We start from the raw sequence: 19,309 nt of genomic DNA, 5'->3' as shown, positions 1-19,309 counted from the left end.
CTATTTCACCTTCTTTTCTAAAACTTTTGCAAGTTTCGTTAAAGCTGTGATCACGACTAAGTAAATAATCGCGATGATCAAGTAAACATAGGTACTTTGCGTGGTCCGAGCAACGATGATTTTCCCGGTTTGCAATAATTCTACGACTCCGATAACCGAGATGATCGTTGTATCTTTCAGCGAGATAACGAATTGGTTAACGAAAGATGGAATCATGATTTTGATCGCTTGCGGTAAAATGATTTTCTGCATCGTCCGAGTGTAGGTCATCCCCAAACTTCGAGAAGCTTCCATCTGACCTTTTGGCACCGCATTGATCCCGCCACGAACGATCTCAGCGATATAAGCACTGGCATTTAAGGTCAATGTAATGACCCCGGCTGCAAAGTCCGGAATTGTGATACCAATCGCATCGGAAAGACCGAAGAAGATGAAGAAAGCCAATACCATCATCGGGATACCACGAATGATATCTACATAGATTCCTGCAAAAACCCGTAAAGCTTTGATTGGTGCGACACTAAATAGTCCAAAAATGATCCCGATCACTAATGCTAAAGCAAATGAAATCAAGGCTAGTAAAAGGGTATTCCATAATCCTTTTAATAAGACGTTATAGTTGTTGCTGATCAAACCAGTGATCGTTGATTCATCTACTCGTTTTTCTGTGGCAGAACCATCTTCAATGTATTTGTTGATGATTTGATCGTACTCCCCAGTACGTTTCATTTCTTTCAATGCTTCATTAAACATTTGGATCAATTCAGGATTTTGGCCTTTTTTCACCGCAAATCCGTACTGACCGCCAGATTCTTTTTCAATCGGTGTCATTAGTTTTTGTCCTTGGCTGATGGCATAACCAATCACTGGATAATCATCCATCATGGCATCAATTTGCCCACCGTTAACAGCCGCATATAATTGATCGGCGGCATCATAATATTTGATGGAATAGCCATATTTCTCTTCGTTGGCGATCAGGAAGTCTGCACTTTCTGTCCCAACTTTCGCACCGACGGTTTTCCCATCTAAATCTTCATAAGATTTGATGGAATCATTGCCTTCTTTTACAGCAATCTGAATACCACTTTCAAAGTAAGAATCAGAAAAGTCATAGGATTGACGACGCTCATCAGTGATTGTCATCCCAGCAATCATCCCATCTGCTTGGTTACCGTCCAACGCTTGCAAAGCTCCTGAAAAACCGATGAAATTGAATTCAATGTTGAATCCTTGCAATTCTGCAGCCCGATTCATTAAATCAACATCGATTCCCACATATTCGTTGTCTTCGTTTTGAAACTCGAATGGGGCAAAAGCGGAATCACTGGCAATGCGGTAAACATCTTTCTTTGGTTCGACTTTCACCATTTCGCTAGTGTCTGCATCTGAATCAGACGTTGTGATGTAAGTATTGACGATTTCATCGTATTTGCCGGAAGCTTTCATATTGGCTAAACCAGCATTGAATTTTTCAAGTAGCTCTTGATTTTGGCCTTTTCTGACAGCGAATCCGTAAGAAGCACCTTTTTCAGGTTCGCCGACAAGTTTCATCGGTTCGCCATTGTTAATAGCATAGCCAAGCACTGGAAAATCATCGAAAGCGGCTGCCACAGTACCATTGCGTACAGCGCCATATAGTCCAGTAGCGTCATCATATAATTTGATGTCGTAGCCATATTGGTCTTTATTGCTTTCTAGAAAGCGGGCACTTTCGGTACCAACCTTTGCACCGACCGTTTCGCCCTCAAGATCTTCATAGCTAGTAATGCTGTCATTATCTGCAGCTACAGCCATTTGGATCCCGCTATCAAAATAAGGGTCAGAGAAATCAAAGGTTTCTTTACGTTCCTCTGTAATACTCATCCCAGCGATCATGCCATCTAGCTGATTTGATTGCACTCCTTGAATGGAGGCGTCAAAACCTAAAGGACGTAAATCGACTGCGAAACCTTGATCTTCAGCGATCGCGTTTAATAAATCTATATCGATCCCAACATATTCATTGTTTTCATTTTGAAATTCGAAAGGCGCAAATGTTAAATCTGTTCCTATCTTATACGTAGTTTCCTCCGCATTCGCTGACTTTACCGAAAAAGTAAAAAAGCTGACAATCAGCGCGATTATAGCGAAGGTCATGTGTTTTCTTTTCAAGAAAATTCCTCCTTTAGATATAACGTATCTATAAATTATATGGATTTTTTCTTCAACACACAAGTCTTTCTCTTTAAAAATATGACAAATTCCTTCAAACCTCACATCGGATGTTAGAAAAACGAACATGTTAAGTTATGCTAAATCGCATGAAACTTTCATAGCAAATGATGGCGAAAGTATGTTCGCTATGATATACTTATTATACTTATTTATGGAAAAGCGACAGCGAGTTTTTCTTTTTTTGTTGTCGTTTAGAATAATCGAGGGGGAATGAAGATGATCGAAAGAACAACTTCCCATGAATTTGACTTAGTATCAAAATATCAACCAGCAGGTGATCAGCCGGAAGCGATTCGTCAGTTGGTTGACGGGGTGGTCGGTGGAAAAAAAGCACAGATTTTGTTGGGAGCCACTGGTACTGGTAAGACTTATACGATTTCTAATCTAATCAAGGAAGTCAATAAACCGACATTGATCATTGCCCATAATAAAACATTGGCTGGACAATTATATGGCGAGTTCAAAGACTTTTTTCCAAATAATGCGGTCGAGTACTTTGTCAGTTACTATGATTACTATCAACCAGAAGCGTATGTTCCTTCCAGTGATACATACATTGAAAAAGACTCCAGTGTTAATGATGAAATCGACAAGCTACGGCATTCGGCAACCAGTTCTTTATTAGAAAGAAACGATGTGATCGTTGTAGCGTCCGTCTCCTGTATTTTCGGTTTAGGTTCGCCGATTGAGTATGCGAGACAAGTTGTTTCTTTACGAGTAGGGATGGAAAAGTCTCGAGACCAACTATTAAAAGAATTGATCGAGATCCAATTTGAGCGAAACGACATCGATTTTCAACGGGGACGTTTTCGCGTGCGTGGCGATGTTGTGGAGATTTTTCCAGCTTCTCGTGACGAGCGAGCATTACGCATTGAGTTTTTTGGGGATGAAATCGATCGAATCCGTGAAGTCGATGCCTTGACGGGTGAGATCATGAGTGACACCGAACATGTGTCGATCTTTCCGGCAACCCACTTTGTGACCAATGAAGACCATATGGAACATGCGATCGCCTCGATTCAAAGTGAGCTGGATGCCCGACTGGAAGTCTTGCGAGCGGAAAATAAGCTGCTAGAAGCACAGCGTTTAGAGCAGCGAACCAATTATGATATTGAAATGATGCGGGAAATGGGGTACACCTCAGGGATCGAAAACTACTCTCGCCACATGGATGGACGAAAAGAAGGGGAACCGCCCTATACGTTATTGGATTTCTTCCCAGATGATTTTCTATTAGTAATCGACGAATCACACGTAACGATGCCGCAAGTTCGTGGGATGTATAACGGAGACCGGGCGAGAAAACAAATGCTAGTGGACTACGGTTTCCGCTTGCCTTCTGCGCTGGATAACCGTCCGTTGCGTTTGGAAGAATTCGAGAAACATGTCAATCAAATCGTCTATGTTTCGGCCACGCCTGGTCCTTATGAGTACGATCAAACCGATACCGTCGTTCAACAAATCATTCGTCCAACTGGTCTGTTAGATCCGGTGATCGAAGTACGACCTATTATGGGTCAAATCGATGATCTCGTGGGAGAAATTAATGAGCGCGTTGAGCGAAACGAACGGGTCTTTGTTACGACCTTGACGAAAAAAATGTCAGAAGATTTGACGGATTACTTCAAAGAATTAGGAATCAAAGTCAAGTATTTACACAGTGATATCAAAACGTTGGAACGAACAGAAATCATTCGCGATCTACGTCTCGGTGAATTTGATGTACTAGTGGGGATCAACTTGCTACGGGAAGGTCTTGACGTACCGGAAGTTTCTCTGGTTGCGATTCTTGATGCCGATAAAGAAGGTTTCCTACGAAGCGAACGTTCATTAGTCCAAACTATTGGACGGGCAGCTCGTAACTCAGAAGGAAAAGTAATCATGTACGCCGATAAAATGACGGATTCGATGCAGCGAGCAATCGATGAAACAGCCAGACGCCGTGGTATTCAAGAAGCGTACAATAAAGAACATGGGATCGTACCGAAAACTATTATTAAAGAGATTCGCGATCTGATTGCGATCACGAAAGTGGCGGAAGAGACCGGTGAATACACTACGACATCTTATGAAGAACTAAGTCGTGAAGAAAAAGCAACCTTGTTGCTGAAATTAGAAAAAGAAATGAAAGATGCTGCAAAAGCATTGGATTTTGAAACGGCTGCTACCTTAAGAGATACTATTCTTGAGCTGAAGGCTGCTGATTAGAAGGAGAAACAATATGGCAAATGATAAAATTGTGATCCATGGGGCACGGGCCCATAATTTAAAAAATATCGATGTGACGATTCCCAGAGACCAGCTCGTTGTGGTAACTGGTCTTTCGGGTTCAGGGAAAAGCTCCTTAGCATTTGATACATTGTATGCCGAAGGACAGCGCCGATATGTCGAAAGTCTATCGGCGTATGCCCGTCAGTTTTTAGGGCAAATGGATAAACCCGACGTAGATAGCATTGATGGACTTAGTCCAGCGATTTCTATCGATCAAAAAACCACCAGCAAGAACCCGCGATCAACAGTAGGAACGGTTACTGAAATCAATGATTATCTGCGGCTTCTTTACGCCAGAATCGGTCACCCGATTTGTCCCAATGATCATATTGAGATTACTAGTCAGTCGGTTGAGCAGATGGTGGATGAAGTTTTGGCATTACCAGAACGCACCAAGATCCAATTGTTGGCACCGATCGTTTATCAAAAGAAAGGGCAGCACAAAAAAGTCTTCGAACGTATCCAAAGAGAAGGTTATGTTCGGATGCGGGTGGATGGCGAAGTCTATGATGTCTCCGAAGCGCCTGAATTGGAAAAAAATAAAAAGCATGATATTGCTATCATCATTGACCGAATCGTTGTAAAGGAAGGCATCCGTTCTCGTCTGTTTGATTCCTTTGAAGCGGCATTACGTTTAGCGGATGGCTATGCGGTAGTCGATGTGATTGGTCAAGAAGAGATGCTTTTCAGTGAGCATTATTCTTGTCCGTATTGTGGCTTTACAGTTGGTGAATTAGAACCACGGCTCTTTTCATTCAATGCGCCTTTTGGTGCTTGTCCAGACTGTGATGGTCTTGGTGTGAAGCTCGAAGTTGATGTAGACTTAGTGATTCCCGATCAAACCAAAACCTTACGTGAAGGTGCCATATTGCCATGGAACCCAATCAGTTCTCAATATTATCCGCAAATGCTAGAACAGGCTTGCCAAGAATTTAATATCGATATGGACACACCCTTTGAAGAACTGCCAGAAGAACACAAAGACATTATTTTGAATGGTTCGAATGGAGAAATTTTCCATTTCCATTATGAGAATGATTTTGGTGGGGTACGTGATGTTGAGGTCGCTTTTGAAGGGATCTTACCAAATATCAAACGCCGTTATCATGAAACCAACTCTGATTTCACCCGGGATCAAATGCGTTTGTATATGACGGAATTGACTTGTAAAACTTGTCATGGCTATCGTTTGAACCCTCAAGCGCTGTGCGTGCAAGTCAACGGAAAACACATTGGTGAAATGAGTGAGATGGCCATCAACAATGCCTTGAACTTTGTCGAAGAATTGAAACTAACGGAACAAGAGCAAATGATCGCACGTCCCATCGTGAAAGAAGTCGATGATCGTTTAAGCTTCTTAAAAAATGTCGGATTGGACTATTTGACCTTGAGCCGTGCGTCAGGCACGCTCTCTGGTGGGGAAGCGCAACGGATTCGTTTGGCAACACAAATCGGCTCCAATTTGTCTGGAGTGCTTTACATTCTTGATGAGCCATCGATCGGTCTTCACCAACGAGACAACGATCGTTTGCTCGATTCATTACGGAAAATGCGTGATCTTGGGAATACCCTGATTGTCGTTGAGCATGATGAAGACACGATGCGGGCAGCGGACTACTTGATTGATGTTGGTCCAGGTGCGGGACACGCAGGCGGTGAGATCGTGGCTGCCGGCACTCCAGATGAAGTTGCAGCTAATGCGTCTTCTTTAACAGGCCAATACTTATCTGGAAAACGACAAATCCCAACACCGGCAGAACGCCGCAAAGGCAATGGTGAAAAGATTCGTGTGACTGGTGCTTCTGAGAATAACTTGAAAAACATTTCAGTCGATTTTCCACTAGGAAAGTTCGTCGCAGTTACAGGGGTCTCTGGCTCTGGTAAATCAACATTAGTCAATGAAATTTTGAAAAAAGCGTTAGCGCAAAAAATCAATCGGAATTCGAACAAACCTGGTCGCTTTAAAACCATTACTGGTTATGAAGCTATCGATAAATTGATCGATATCGATCAAAGCCCTATCGGTCGGACGCCTCGAAGCAATCCGGCAACATATACCAGTGTCTTTGATGACATTCGTGATTTATTTGCTAAAACCAATGAGGCGAAAGTCCGTGGTTATAAAAAAGGCCGCTTTAGTTTTAATGTAAAAGGTGGACGCTGTGAAGCATGTAAAGGGGACGGAATTATCAAGATCGAGATGCACTTCTTACCTGATGTCTACGTACCTTGTGAGGTTTGTCATGGCAAACGTTATAACTCAGAAACCTTAGAAGTTCATTACAAAGGAAAAAATATTTCTGAGATCTTAGATATGACCGTGGAAGATGCAGTGGAATTTTTCCAACATATTCCAAAAATCCATCGGAAATTGCAAACGATCGTTGATGTCGGTTTAGGTTATGTCACTATGGGACAACCAGCCACTACTTTGTCTGGTGGGGAAGCGCAACGGATGAAACTTGCAAGTGAACTGCACAAAAATTCCAATGGTAAGAGTTTTTATATCTTAGATGAACCGACAACAGGTCTGCATACGGATGATATTGCCCGTTTGTTGAAAGTCTTGGAACGGTTTGTTGACGCAGGCAATACTGTTTTAGTGATCGAACACAACTTGGATGTCATCAAATCAGCGGATTATGTGATTGACTTAGGTCCAGAAGGTGGCGAAGGCGGTGGAACGATCATTGCAACTGGTACACCAGAAGAAATTGCTGCCGTTCCAGAAAGCTATACCGGTCATTATTTGAAAAAAGTCCTATGATCAAGAGGGAAAGCTTCCACTTTTTTACTTATCTGTCAATAGGTTTCGCTAAAGTTTAAGGAAGCCTGAAATATCTGTAAATTTCATGATAAAGGCTTGAAATCAAAAATTTATTTGATAGAATAGCAATAGGTATACGTATATTCGCATTGAATAAACTGCCTATAAGTTCTATCCGTTCAAAGTGGGAGAAAGCAATCAAAGATAGATACTTTGATTGCTTTTTTCTTTGTGGTATGATAATGCTATTGTAATTAAACGAAACGAGAGCGGTCGTTTTTCGTATTCAAAAGAGAGAGTGATTTTTGATGAGTCAGGAAAATTTTCTTCCCATATTATTAGGAAGCGATATGAATGTTTATGGTATGGCCAGAGCATTCCACGAAGCTTATGGCATTCAATCAGTTGCCTATGCTGGTGCGGAACTTGCGCCAACCCGCTTTAGTAAAATTGTAAAAATCAATCAAGTGGAAGGTTTTGACCATGATCCTGGATTCACTGAGACGCTGATCGAGTTAGGGAAAAACACTTACAACGATCCTACAATGAAGTATTTGTTGATTCCTTGCGGCGATGGCTATGCGGAACTGTTGGCAAAACATAAAGAAGAATTGCAACCTTATTATACCTTTATCGCCAATGATTATTCCTTATTAAAACGGTTGATCAATAAAGTAAGTTTTTACGAAGTTTGCGAGGAGTATGGTTTGCCTTATCCAAAGACGTTCATTTTAACGCCTGAACTGTTGACGGAAGGAACGTTTAAAGGAGAGCTGCCGTTTGATTTTCCTGTAGCCTTGAAACCTGCAAATAGTGTCGCGTGGCTTTCGGTTGATTTTGAAGGTCGCAAAAAAGCTTTCATCATTGATGATCGAGCAGAATTTGAAGAAATCGTTTCTCGCATTTATCAAGCGGGGTATCAATATGAAATGATCGTCCAAGATTTTATTCCTGGTGACGACAGCAACATGCGGGTTTTAAATGCTTATGTTGATGAGAATCATGAAGTTCGCGTGATGGGTTTAGGTCATCCGTTACTAGAAGACCCAACCCCAGGTGCTGTTGGGAACTATGTCGTGATTATTCCAGACGAAAATGAGCAAATTTATCAAATGATCCGCAAGTTTCTAAAAGAGATCGAATATGTTGGATTTGCCAATTTTGACTTGAAATATGATGCACGAGACGGGCAATACAAATTATTTGAAATCAACTTGCGTCAAGGAAGAAGCAGTTTCTTTATTACCTTAAGCGGATTGAATCTGGCGAAGTTTATCACAGAAGATTTAGTCTTCGATAAACCTTACACAGAAACGGTTTATGGCAAAGCTGACGCGCCAGAAGCGAAATTATGGTTAGGTGTACCAAAAAACATCTTCTTGACCTATGCAAAAGAAAATCCTGCGAAAGAGCGGGCAAAAAAATTATTAGCAGAAGATCGTTGGGGAACGACTGTTTTTTACAAAGAAGACTTATCTTTAAAGCGTTGGATTCTATTAAAGAGAATGTTCCATCTGTACAACAAACGATTCAAAACGTATTTCCATACGAAAGAAGGCTAGAAGATGGAGAATTTTTTTAGTATTTTAGGCGGCATGGGAACGTTAGCGACGGAAAGTTTTGTTCGCATCTTAAACCGACGGACGCAGACCCATAAAGACCAAGACTATTTGAACTATGTTTTATTCAATCATGCGACAGTTCCAGATCGGACCGCGTATATTTTAGATAATACGTTAGAAAATCCGGTTCCTTATTTAATGGATGATATCGAAAAGCAAAATCTATTAAAACCCAATTTTATTGTACTGACTTGTAACACGGCTCATTATTTCTTTGATGAATTACAAGCAGCCACTGAGATTGAGATACTGCATATGCCTCGGGAGGCGGCGAAAGTCGTTTTTGAAAAAGGCGTCACTGGAAAAGTGGCCTTTCTTGGGACAGAAGGCAGTGTCAAAGCCGGCATCTATGAGAAAGAACTGCGCCAGTTGGGACTTGATGTCTATCTGCCAGAGCCAGCGATCCAAAAAAAGGTCAATACATTGATCTATGATCGAATCAAAGAAAATGATCATCTTGATCAAGGGCTTTACTTTGAGATATTGGAAGAAGTTACCGAACGAATCGGCTGTGAAAGCGTAGTGCTTGGATGTACCGAGTTGTCCTTGATGGATGAGTTTGTGACTGACAATCCTTATCCAGTCGTGGATGCTCAATCGATTTTAGTTGATCGGACGATCGAAAAAGCATTGGCAGATCGCCAAGCAATCTAAAGCTGATAGCGACGTTAGCGGCATCTTTTGAGCTAACGTCTTTTTTTATGCCGGTGTTCCAATGATACGCCCGGCATGATATAATAGAGTTGTTTCAGAAAGGAGTTTTACCTATGACTGAAGTGGATCATTTAGAATTGGTTATTATTACTGGGATGAGCGGAGCCGGCAAAACGGTCGCTATCCAGAGTTTTGAAGATATGGGGTACTTTTGTATCGACAATATGCCCCCAAGCTTGATTCCTAAATTTTGGGAACTGATCAAAGAATCAGGGAAAGTGACAAAAATTGCCTTAGTTGTCGATTTGCGCTCTAGATCGTTTTTTGAAGAAATCCAGAGTATGCTGATCGATATTGAAAATACGAATTTTATCGACACCCGGATGCTCTTTTTAGATGCATCGGACAATGAACTGGTATCAAGATACAAAGAAACGAGAAGAGCTCATCCTTTAGCGATGGATGGCTTAATTACGGAAGGGATCCGCAAAGAGCGTGCGATCTTGGATGATTTGAAGACTCGTGCCAGTATCGTTATCGACACAACGACGTTAACTCCACGGCAACTGAGAGAAAAAATCAATCAAGAGTTTCGGGCTTCCCATGAGACGGGTTTTCGTGTTGAGATCGTATCTTTTGGGTTTAAGTACGGTTTGCCGATCGATGCTGATATCGTTATGGATGTGCGTTTCTTACCAAATCCTCATTATATTCCTGAGTTGCGTCCTTTAACTGGTAAAGATGAGCCGGTTTATGACTACGTTATGTCTTTTCCGGAAACGGAAGAATTCTATCAGCAATTTACTACGCTGTTGCAAACCATCTTGCCAGGGTATGTCAAGGAAGGAAAAAGCAGCTTGACGGTTGCCATTGGTTGTACGGGTGGGCAACACCGTTCGGTTGCTTTATCGGAGCGAATCGGGGCAACTTTGTCTGAAGACTATCGTGTAAATATTACCCATCGTGACAAAGATAAGCGTAAAGAGACGGTGAATCGTTCATGAAAATGAAAACATACCGGATCAGAAAGCCGAAGATCGTTGTGGTGGGTGGCGGAACTGGGTTACCAGTCATTTTAAAAAGTTTACGAAACCAAGGTGTTGACATCACAGCGATCGTTACGGTCGCTGATGATGGTGGCAGCAGCGGCGAAATCCGCAATTTGGTTTCATCGATTTCACCTCCGGGGGATCTGCGCAATGTTTTGGCGGCTCTATCTGATATGCCGCAACTGTATAATGATATTTTTCAATATCGTTTTAAAGCAGAAGACAAATTTTTGGCCAATCATGCCCTTGGGAACTTGATTATTGCGGCGATTGCCGAAATGCGCAACAGCACCTACGAAGCTATTCAGATTTTATCGAAAATCATGCATATCGACGGACGGGTTTTTCCTTCCTCTGATCTGCCGTTAGTCTTACATGCAGTGTTTAAAGACGGCACTGAAGCGGTAGGCGAGTCCAAGATCGCGGTCGATCGCAAAACAATCGATCGAGTCTTTGTTCGTAATCAAGAAAATAATGATGAGCCGAAAGCAGCTCGTAAAGTTGTTTCTTCAATTATGGAGGCAGATATGATCGTCTTGGGTCCTGGTAGTCTCTTTACTAGTATTTTGCCCAATCTCATGATCAGCGAGATTGGCCAAGCAATGTTGGAAACCCAAGCGGAAACCGTTTATATTTGTAATATTATGACCCAAAAAGGTGAAACCGAACACTTTAGTGATGCCGACCATGTCCGGGTCCTGCATAAGCATTTAGGCAAACCCTTTATTGATACGGTGTTAGTTAATACCGAGAAAGTTCCAGAAGGGTATATGGACCCAGAGATTTATGATGAATATCTTGTACAAGTGAAACACGATTTCCAAGGACTGCGAGAAGAAGCCAGCCGTGTCATTTCAGCTGACTTTCTGGAGCTTAGAGATGGCGGAGTTTTTCATGACGGAGATAAAGTGATTGAAGAACTTCTACGTATCGTTTACGGGGCCAAAATCTAAGAAAGGAGGGATTTTTTTATGTCCTTTGCAGCAGAAGTGAAAAAAGAATTGACTGCATTAGAAGTTCATCGCGAACATGCCAAGGCAGAATTGGCAGCTTTGATTCGGATGAATGGGTCATTAAGTATCAACAACCAGCAATTTGTTTTAAACGTTCAAACAGAAAACGCGGCGATTGCCAGACGCATCTATTCTTTACTAAAAGATCATTACGACGTGCGCAGCGAATTGCTGGTCCGTCGCAAAATGAAATTAAAAAAGAACAACGTCTACATCGTTCGTTTGAAACAAGAGACAAAGCGCGTGCTTTTGGACTTAGATATCATGGACGGGCTGATGTTTCAAAGCCATGTTTCTGATGAGATCATGGGCAATACTCAAAAAATGCGTTCCTATTTACGAGGCGCTTTTATGGCATCTGGATCGATCAATAATCCAGAAACCAGCCGCTATCACTTAGAGATCTATTCCATCTACGAGGAGCATAACCAAGATATTTGCGATATGCTAAACGCATATGGATTGAATGCCCGTGCATTAGAGCGTAGAAACGGGTATATCTCTTACTTGAAAGGCGCTGAGAAAATCGCTGATTTTTTGACCCTGATCGGGGCCACCAATTCCATGTTGAAATTCGAGGACGTACGGATCGTGCGTGATATGCGTAACTCAGTCAATCGTTTGGTGAATTGTGAAACCGCCAATATGAACAAAACGATCGACGCTGCTTCGAAGCAGATCGACAATATTGAATTTATTCAAGATCGAGTTGGCTTGCAAGCTTTACCTGAAAAGCTGCAAGAAATCGCCGAATTACGTCTGGAACATCCCGAGGTCAGCTTGAAAGAACTAGGAGAAATGATTCCATCAGGAGCGATCTCGAAATCAGGCATCAACCATCGTATTCGCAAAATTAATGAATTTGCGGATCATTTGCGTGAACAAGTCAGTTAATCTAAGTAGTGAATGAAATCAAAAAAGCAGGAGCTTGCATTTGACGTGGATTTTAGTGTCAAATCAGCTCCTGTTTTTTTGTTAGAGGTTATTCATTGATCAATGCAGTTAATTCTTCAGCAGAGATCGATTCATCAAAAATGTGCCCATCTAAGATAATCGTTGGCACAAATTGAATGTTGGCGTTTTTCGCTTCTTCCACAATTTCTCCGGCGATCGCAGGATGGTTTTGTTCAGCTAGCCCTAAGGTATTTTTCGCATATTCTGCCACTTCAGGTAAAGACAAATGACCCCATTCGTCTTGTGTTTGATAAATTTTTGTAATCTCAGCGATCGTTGCTTGTGGGTCTGTACTAGAAACAAAGCGGTGCATCACATTGCCTCGTTGCAATGATTCTTTTTCTTTGTCAAATAATTTGATGACACGGCGTAGTTTCCCAGCTGCGACAGCTTCACTTAAGATCGGTAACGATTCCTCAAACCATTGCCGACAATAAGGACAGCGCAAATTCATAAATTCTACGATTGGTTTTGCAGACGGGTTTCCGATATGTATCCCTGTTACTGCATTTGTTTCTTGTGCTTTGATAATTGAAATATCCATTTAGATTCCTCCTTTTTCTCTTAGTTTACCGAAGTTTCTATTGAAAGAAAAGCCACAGGTCTTTTCATCTAACTCTGTGAAATGAGAGCAAAAAAGAGCGAGAATCTATGTATTTCGTTTCACGAAATTAACAGAATTATACTGGGAATGCTTTTATATTCCTTAATTTTCAGCTATAATGAATTGTGTTTTATTGTGCAAAATGATGATTAAAGGAAGTTATATAGATGAGAAAAGGAAAAACAATGGATGGCAATACGGCAGCTGCCTATATTTCCTATGCCTTTACGGAACTTGCGGCGATCTATCCGATAACCCCTAGTTCAACCATGGCCGAATTAGTGGATCAGTGGTCTGCTCAAGGAAAGCATAATCTTTTTGGGCAGCCGGTGAAGGTTGTTGAGATGCAATCCGAAGCAGGGGCTGCTGGAGTGGTTCACGGCTCTTTAAAAACAGGTGCCTTAACGACAACCTATACGGCGTCACAGGGACTTTTACTGATGGTGCCTAATATGTATAAGATTGCTGGTGAAATGCTGCCAGGCGTCTTTCATGTCGCCAGCCGAGCAGTGACGACCAACGCCTTGAATATTTTCGGAGATCATACCGACGTAATGGCCACCCGACAAACAGGCTTTGCTATGTTAGCGGAAAGCAGTGTTCAAGAAGTAATGGATTTAGCGCCAGTCGCTCATTTAGCAGCTATCGAAGCCAATATACCTTTTTTAAATTTTTTTGATGGTTTCCGAACCAGTCATGAGATTCAAAAAATCGAGGTTTTGGACTATGAAGAACTCGCACAACTGGTTAATCATGAAAAATTGGCTGCTTTTCGTCAAAAAGCCATGAATCCGAATCACCCAACAACGAGTGGAACGAATCAAAACCCTGATATCCATTTTCAACAGCGGGAAACGATCAATCAGCATTATCAAACATTGCCTGAGATCGTTCGTTTTTACATGAAAAAAATCAATGCTTTAAGAGGGACCAACTATGATTTAGTGGATTATTATGGTGCTTCAGACGCCGAAGAAGTCATCGTTTCGATGGGCTCCTCGACGCAAACGATCCAGCAAACGGTGGATCATCTGTGCGCTTTAGGCCGCAAGGTAGGGGTCTTGTCGATCCATTTGTATCGACCATTCCCATTAGAAGTCTTCTTAGAAAAACTGCCTGCTTCCGTCAAAAGTATCGCTGTATTGGATCGCAGCAAAGAACCTGGCGCCAATGGCGAGTCTTTGCTTTTAGATGTGCAAAGTGCCATGTATGATGCAGCGATGCGGCCGACGATCATTGGTGGACGCTATGGTCTGGGGTCAAAAGATGTGACGCCTGATCAAATCGTTGCCGTTTATGACGAATTGCTCAAGCCAAAAGCCAGTCAAAAGAAACGCTTCACTATTGGGATCACGGATGATGTGACGCAATTGTCGTTGCCATCAAAGGGAACGCTAGATCTAACTGATCCATCCACCTTCCAAGCGAAATTCTGGGGATTCGGCTCTGACGGGACCGTCGGGGCAAATAAGTCAGCAATCAAAATCATCGGTGACCATACCGAAAAATATGTGCAAGGCTATTTCCACTATGATTCGAAAAAATCTGGTGGTCTAACGGTTTCCCATCTGCGATTTGGGGATAGCCCCATTCGTTCCACCTATCTGATCGAACACGCGGATTTCGTTGCATGTCATACGCCTGCGTATTTGCATACGTATGATTTGCTGAAAGGACTCAAAAAAGGCGGAACCTTTTTGTTAAATACGACTTGGTCACAAGAGCAAATCATAAAAAATCTACCAAAAAAGATGAAACGTTATCTTGCTGAAAACGAGATCCGTTTTTATACCATCAACGCCATGCAGTTGGCAATGGAAGTTGGCTTAGGTGGACGGATCAATACCGCGATGGAAACAGCCTTCTTTTACTTGGCAAACATCATTCCGACCGAGGAAATCTTGCCGATTTTAAAAGAAGAGGCGCTGAAAAGTTATCGGCACAAATCGATGGCGATCGTTGAAAAGAACCAAGCAGCCATTGATCGCACCATCGAATTATTACAAGAAATCCCTGTTCCAAGCATGTGGGCAACGATCGAAGTGCCGGAAAGGACATCCACTGCGACAACACAATTTGTGCGAGAAATCGTGGAACCCATCAACCGTCAAGAAGGCAATCAACTAAGCGTGGGTACCCTCGTACGGAATCAAATGACTGAAGGGGTGATTCCTGTCGGGACAACAGCGGTTGAGAAGCGGGGGATCGCTGTTGAAGTCCCCGAGTGGTTATCAGATCGCTGTACCATGTGTAATGAGTGTGCCTTTGTCTGTCCTCATGCGGCGATCCGTCCGTTTTTGGCAGATGAAGATGAATTAGCCGAAGCGCCGGAAGGCTTTATCGTCAGAGAGATGCGAGGCGCGAATGGGCAAAAATATCGAATTCAAGTTTCCGTTGAAGATTGTACAGGTTGCGGTCTTTGTGTGGAAGCCTGCCCCGCCAAAGGGAAAGCTTTGACGATGCGTCCTTACGAAGAACAAAAGGAACAAGCTTTAAATTGGGCTTTTGCGATGACTTTACGTCAAAAAGAAAATCCAGCAAAACCTGGGACGGTCCTAGGCTCCCAATTCAATAAACCTTTATTGGAGTTCTCTGGTGCTTGTGCGGGTTGTGGGGAAACCCCTTATGTCAAATTATTGACCCAAATGTTTGGGGATCGCATGATGATCGCCAATGCGACCGGCTGTTCTTCGATTTGGGGTGGAACCTCACCAGTATCCCCTTATACAACCAATCACTTAGGACAAGGTCCAGCTTGGTCAAACTCGTTATTTGAAGACAATGCCGAATATGGCTATGGCATGTTCTTAGCCAATCAAACGAGACGGGAGAAATTAGCAGCCCAGTTGCAGTCATTGAAAGCCGCTGTATCAGAAGAATTGCAGGCTTTGATTGAGGATTGGGACTTTCATCGAGAAGAAAGTGCTGGGACCCAGCAGCGAGCAGCGAAACTGATCGCCGCCTTAGAAGCGGAAGTCTTCGATACACCGCAGCTGGCTCCAATCTTGAAGGAGAAAGATTTATTCGTTAAGCCAAGCCAATGGATGATTGGCGGGGATGGCTGGGCGTACGATATCGGATTTGGTGGTATTGATCATGTCCTCGCTTCTGGTGCAGATGTCAACATTCTCGTGTTAGATAATGAAGTCTATTCTAATACAGGGGGACAAGTCTCTAAAGCAACACCGACTTCGGCAATTGCTAAATTCGCTGCGAGTGGCAAGTTTGTTTCCAAAAAAGACTTGGGAATGATGGCGATGACCTATGGCCACGTTTATGTCGCACAAATCGCATCTGGTGCCAATCAAATGCAAACAATCAAAGCCTTTGAAGAAGCCGAGCGATTCCCTGGGCCGTCAATCATTATTGCCTATACACCATGTATCACTCATGGTCTTGCTGGTGGAATGCGTCAATCCTTGAAGGAAGCACAAGAAGCAGTTGCATCGGGGTATTGGAGTCTCTACCGCTATAATCCGCTTCTGGCAGAAAAAGGGAAACAGCCAATGACCCTTGATTTCAAAAAGCCGGCATTTGACCAAATGCCCGCCTTTATGCAGACCCAAGTTCGTTTTGCATCTTTACACAGTGCCAACCCCAATGCGGCGCAAGCATTGTTTGAAAAAACCGTTTCAGATGCCAAAACTCGTTTCTATAACTATGCCCGTTTAGCAGGTCAAGAAGAAAAAATACGAGCAAAACTTGAAAAAACAGACGTTACGGACGAAAATAGCCCATTGGAAAGTGGTCACCCGGAACAAACAACGGCTGTAAAATCGACTCGTGTGCGTAGAGAAAGACAGACCCTAAGCGAAGAACAGTTAGCTGAAAGGGCTGCGCAGCGAGCGGCACGCGCGAAACGCCGTCAGCAAGAGTAAGCTAAGTGGTCTTAATCGCTCTTTGAGGAATCAATCGATTGCGGAGAAACGACCCTGAAAAACGGTTTGTGCTGTTTTTTCAGGGTCGTTTGTTTTTTTTCTATGAAATGGGTGCCGATGACTCCTTAGATGAAATCTTCGAAGACCTTTGACAAACAATGATTTCAGGATAATGGTAAACTAAGTAAAAGAGCTGTTTATTTTTTCAAAACTTTTTCATAAATTTGTTTTTTTTCAAATCTTTGAAGAAGTCCTATGTTATACTATTATCTGAAGTCTTAAGAATAAAGGAAGGCTGTTTATGTTGATAAATTTCAGGGATTTTTTTAATTTAGATTATTGGAGAGAATTGCTCTCATTTGATATATTTTCTTGGTCATTTTTAGTAAATGTTTTAGACGTGATCGTTGTTTGGTACTTGGTTTATAAGCTGATCCAGCTTGTGCGAGGCACAAAAGCGATCCAGTTGTTCAAAGGAGTCGGACTGTTCATTGTTCTAAGGTTTTTGGCAGGTATTGTAGGATTAAAGACGCTATCTTGGTTGATGGATCAAGTCATCACTTATGGTGTGATTGCTGCAATTGTTATTTTCCAACCAGAAATTCGACGAGGGTTAGAGCATCTCGGACGCAGCTCTTTCTTCAAGACTTCTAAGAATGAAAAACGACGGGATGAAGTTTTGGTCCAAGCGTTAGACAAAGCTGTTCAATATATGGCTAAACGAAAGATCGGTGCGTTGATCACGATCGAGCGGACGACGGGATTAGAAGAATACATCGAAACCGGGATTCCTTTAGATGCGGATGTGACGGGTGAATTGCTGATCAATATTTTTATTCCCAATACACCGCTTCATGATGGCGCAGTCATTTTAAGAGATGATAAGATCGCTGTTGCTAGTGCCTACTTGCCATTGTCGGAAAGTCCGCTGATTCCGAAAGAATTCGGGACACGCCATAGAGCGGCTGTCGGGATTTCAGAAGTCAGTGACGCATTGACTATTATCGTCTCAGAAGAAACCGGTGATGTTAGTATTACGCTAAATAATCGCATGTTGACCGAACTTTCTCGCCAAGAGTATCTTGACGTGTTGAATCGCGAATTAGTGCCGGAAGAAAAACCTGGTAAACGCAACTTGCTGCAATCTTTCTTTGAAGGGGTCAACAAAGGAGGAAGAAAATGATCAAGAAAGAACGTCGTCAAAACGTATTTTATGGTATACTAGCGCTGTTCTTTAGTCTGGTTCTGTTTTTCATCGCCAGCGGATCAAGTCTGCAAGTCAATCTTGCGGGAACATCAAATCCTTATGAGGAAGAGATCGATAATGTACCGATTCAGACCACCTACGATACGGATGAATACTTCATCCAAGGATTTGAAACAACAGTGGATGTGACCTTATCTAGTCGAAATCGTGTACAATTGAATGCGGAACGTAGTGAGGAAACACGGAGCTTTCGAGTCGTAGCTGATTTGACTGGGCTCGATGAAGGAACGCACGAGGTCCCTTTAGAAGTAAAAAATCTTAGTTCAAGTGTCACAGCTGAAATCGAACCAAAAACAGTCACTGTGACGATCGAGAAAAAAGTCACCCAAACCTTTACCGTTGAACCCGTCATCTCCACAGACGGAGCAACCAGCGGCTACGGCGTCGATTCAATGAGTGTCGATCCGCAGAAAGTAGAAATCACGACCGGCGATCAAACGTTAGCGGAAATCGACCGAGTGGTAGCAATCGTCAATCCCGATGATATCACAGGTGATTCAATCACTGTCAGTGGAACGATCGAAGCATGGGATAGTGACAACAATCCACTAGCGATCATCGCTGACCCTGATTCGGTAGATGTTGCCTTGATGATGGAAGCACCAAGTAAAGAAATTGAGTTGTTTGTTACGCAACAAGGGACAACACCAGAAGGGGTCTCCCATTATATCTACCGCATGAGCAGTATTAGTGCCGTTTTGACAGGACCACAAAGTATCTTGGATGAAACACAGCAGATTGGTGTGCCGGTGGACGTTAGTGAAATCACGACAACGACGGAACGGACAGTAACCATTCCAGTGCCTGATGGGACGACGATTAATCCGACCGTCGTGACGATCCAAATCACACCAGTTGCACAAACTACTACGGAGAATCAATCAAACAATTATAGCAATGAAGCAGAGAATAGTGAGAATTCTCAAGATAATTCTTCGGCAGTCGACACGACAAACGAGCAAACAGAGAATTCCGCAAGCAGCACAACGACAAGTAGTCCTTAGTCGTTTGAC

12 protein-coding genes are annotated in these 19,309 nt (G+C 42.6%); 10 read left to right on the top strand and 2 right to left on the bottom strand.

Translation table 11 applies throughout. The annotated features are described in order from the left end of the window. A complete protein-coding gene (locus tag CO692_RS16805) occupies window positions 1-2,154 on the bottom strand; it encodes an amino acid ABC transporter substrate-binding protein/permease (RefSeq protein ID WP_096742780.1) in 2,154 nt (717 codons plus the stop codon). Window positions 2,155-2,433: 279 nt separating this feature from the next. On the opposite strand from CO692_RS16805, the gene uvrB reads away from it, so the two are divergent. From uvrB to whiA, 7 genes are all read left to right on the top strand, one after another. Next, a complete protein-coding gene (gene uvrB / locus CO692_RS16800) occupies window positions 2,434-4,425 on the top strand; it encodes an excinuclease ABC subunit UvrB (protein WP_086292292.1) in 1,992 nt (663 codons plus the stop codon). 13 nt (window positions 4,426-4,438) lie between these two features. Then, complete coding sequence (gene uvrA / locus CO692_RS16795; protein WP_096742779.1) at window positions 4,439-7,255, top strand: excinuclease ABC subunit UvrA; 2,817 nt, start codon at window positions 4,439-4,441, stop codon at window positions 7,253-7,255. 308 nt (window positions 7,256-7,563) lie between these two features. Continuing rightward, window positions 7,564-8,817: a carboxylate--amine ligase gene (locus tag CO692_RS16790; RefSeq protein ID WP_077454415.1), complete on the top strand. Its 1,254-nt coding sequence runs from the start codon at window positions 7,564-7,566 to the stop codon at window positions 8,815-8,817. A 3-nt stretch (window positions 8,818-8,820) separates the two neighbouring features. Further along, on the top strand, window positions 8,821-9,531 hold the full coding sequence (locus CO692_RS16785) for an amino acid racemase (protein ID WP_077454414.1): 711 nt from the start codon (window positions 8,821-8,823) through the stop codon (window positions 9,529-9,531). A 113-nt stretch (window positions 9,532-9,644) separates the two neighbouring features. Beyond that, entirely contained in the window at window positions 9,645-10,535 is an 891-nt protein-coding gene (gene rapZ, locus CO692_RS16780; protein WP_077454413.1) for an RNase adapter RapZ, read from the top strand. Further along, a complete protein-coding gene (locus tag CO692_RS16775) occupies window positions 10,532-11,533 on the top strand; it encodes a gluconeogenesis factor YvcK family protein (RefSeq protein ID WP_077454412.1) in 1,002 nt (333 codons plus the stop codon). The genes rapZ and CO692_RS16775 overlap by 4 nt, the downstream gene beginning before the upstream one ends. Before the next feature lie 18 nt (window positions 11,534-11,551). Continuing rightward, window positions 11,552-12,487, top strand: coding sequence for a DNA-binding protein WhiA (gene whiA / locus CO692_RS16770; RefSeq protein WP_005235679.1), 936 nt, complete (start codon window positions 11,552-11,554; stop codon window positions 12,485-12,487). A gap of 88 nt (window positions 12,488-12,575) precedes the next feature. Here the strand turns inward: whiA and CO692_RS16765 are convergent, their stop codons facing one another. Continuing rightward, window positions 12,576-13,091 carry a DsbA family protein gene (locus tag CO692_RS16765; RefSeq protein ID WP_096742778.1) on the bottom strand — a complete coding sequence of 172 codons (516 nt, stop codon included), beginning with the start codon at window positions 13,089-13,091 and terminating at the stop codon, window positions 12,576-12,578. 227 nt (window positions 13,092-13,318) lie between these two features. Here CO692_RS16765 and nifJ point away from each other — a divergent pair, with 227 nt between their 5' ends. The 3 genes from nifJ to CO692_RS16750 all read left to right on the top strand — a co-directional run bounded on the left by nifJ (window position 13,319) and on the right by CO692_RS16750 (window position 19,300). Beyond that, window positions 13,319-17,029, top strand: coding sequence for a pyruvate:ferredoxin (flavodoxin) oxidoreductase (nifJ, locus tag CO692_RS16760; protein WP_096742777.1), 3,711 nt, complete (start codon window positions 13,319-13,321; stop codon window positions 17,027-17,029). Window positions 17,030-17,330: 301 nt separating this feature from the next. Further along, entirely contained in the window at window positions 17,331-18,212 is an 882-nt protein-coding gene (gene cdaA / locus CO692_RS16755; protein ID WP_005235688.1) for a diadenylate cyclase CdaA, read from the top strand. Continuing rightward, window positions 18,209-19,300, top strand: a complete 1,092-nt coding sequence (locus tag CO692_RS16750; RefSeq protein WP_096742776.1) for a YbbR-like domain-containing protein — start codon at window positions 18,209-18,211, stop codon at window positions 19,298-19,300. The genes cdaA and CO692_RS16750 overlap by 4 nt, the downstream gene beginning before the upstream one ends. Window positions 19,301-19,309 lie beyond the last annotated feature (9 nt).

Source organism: Enterococcus sp. FDAARGOS_375 (assembly GCF_002393265.1).
Classification (GTDB): domain Bacteria; phylum Bacillota; class Bacilli; order Lactobacillales; family Enterococcaceae; genus Enterococcus_D; species Enterococcus_D innesii.
Note: the sequence above shows the minus strand (reverse complement) of the source record. Positions and strands in the feature narration are given on the sequence as shown.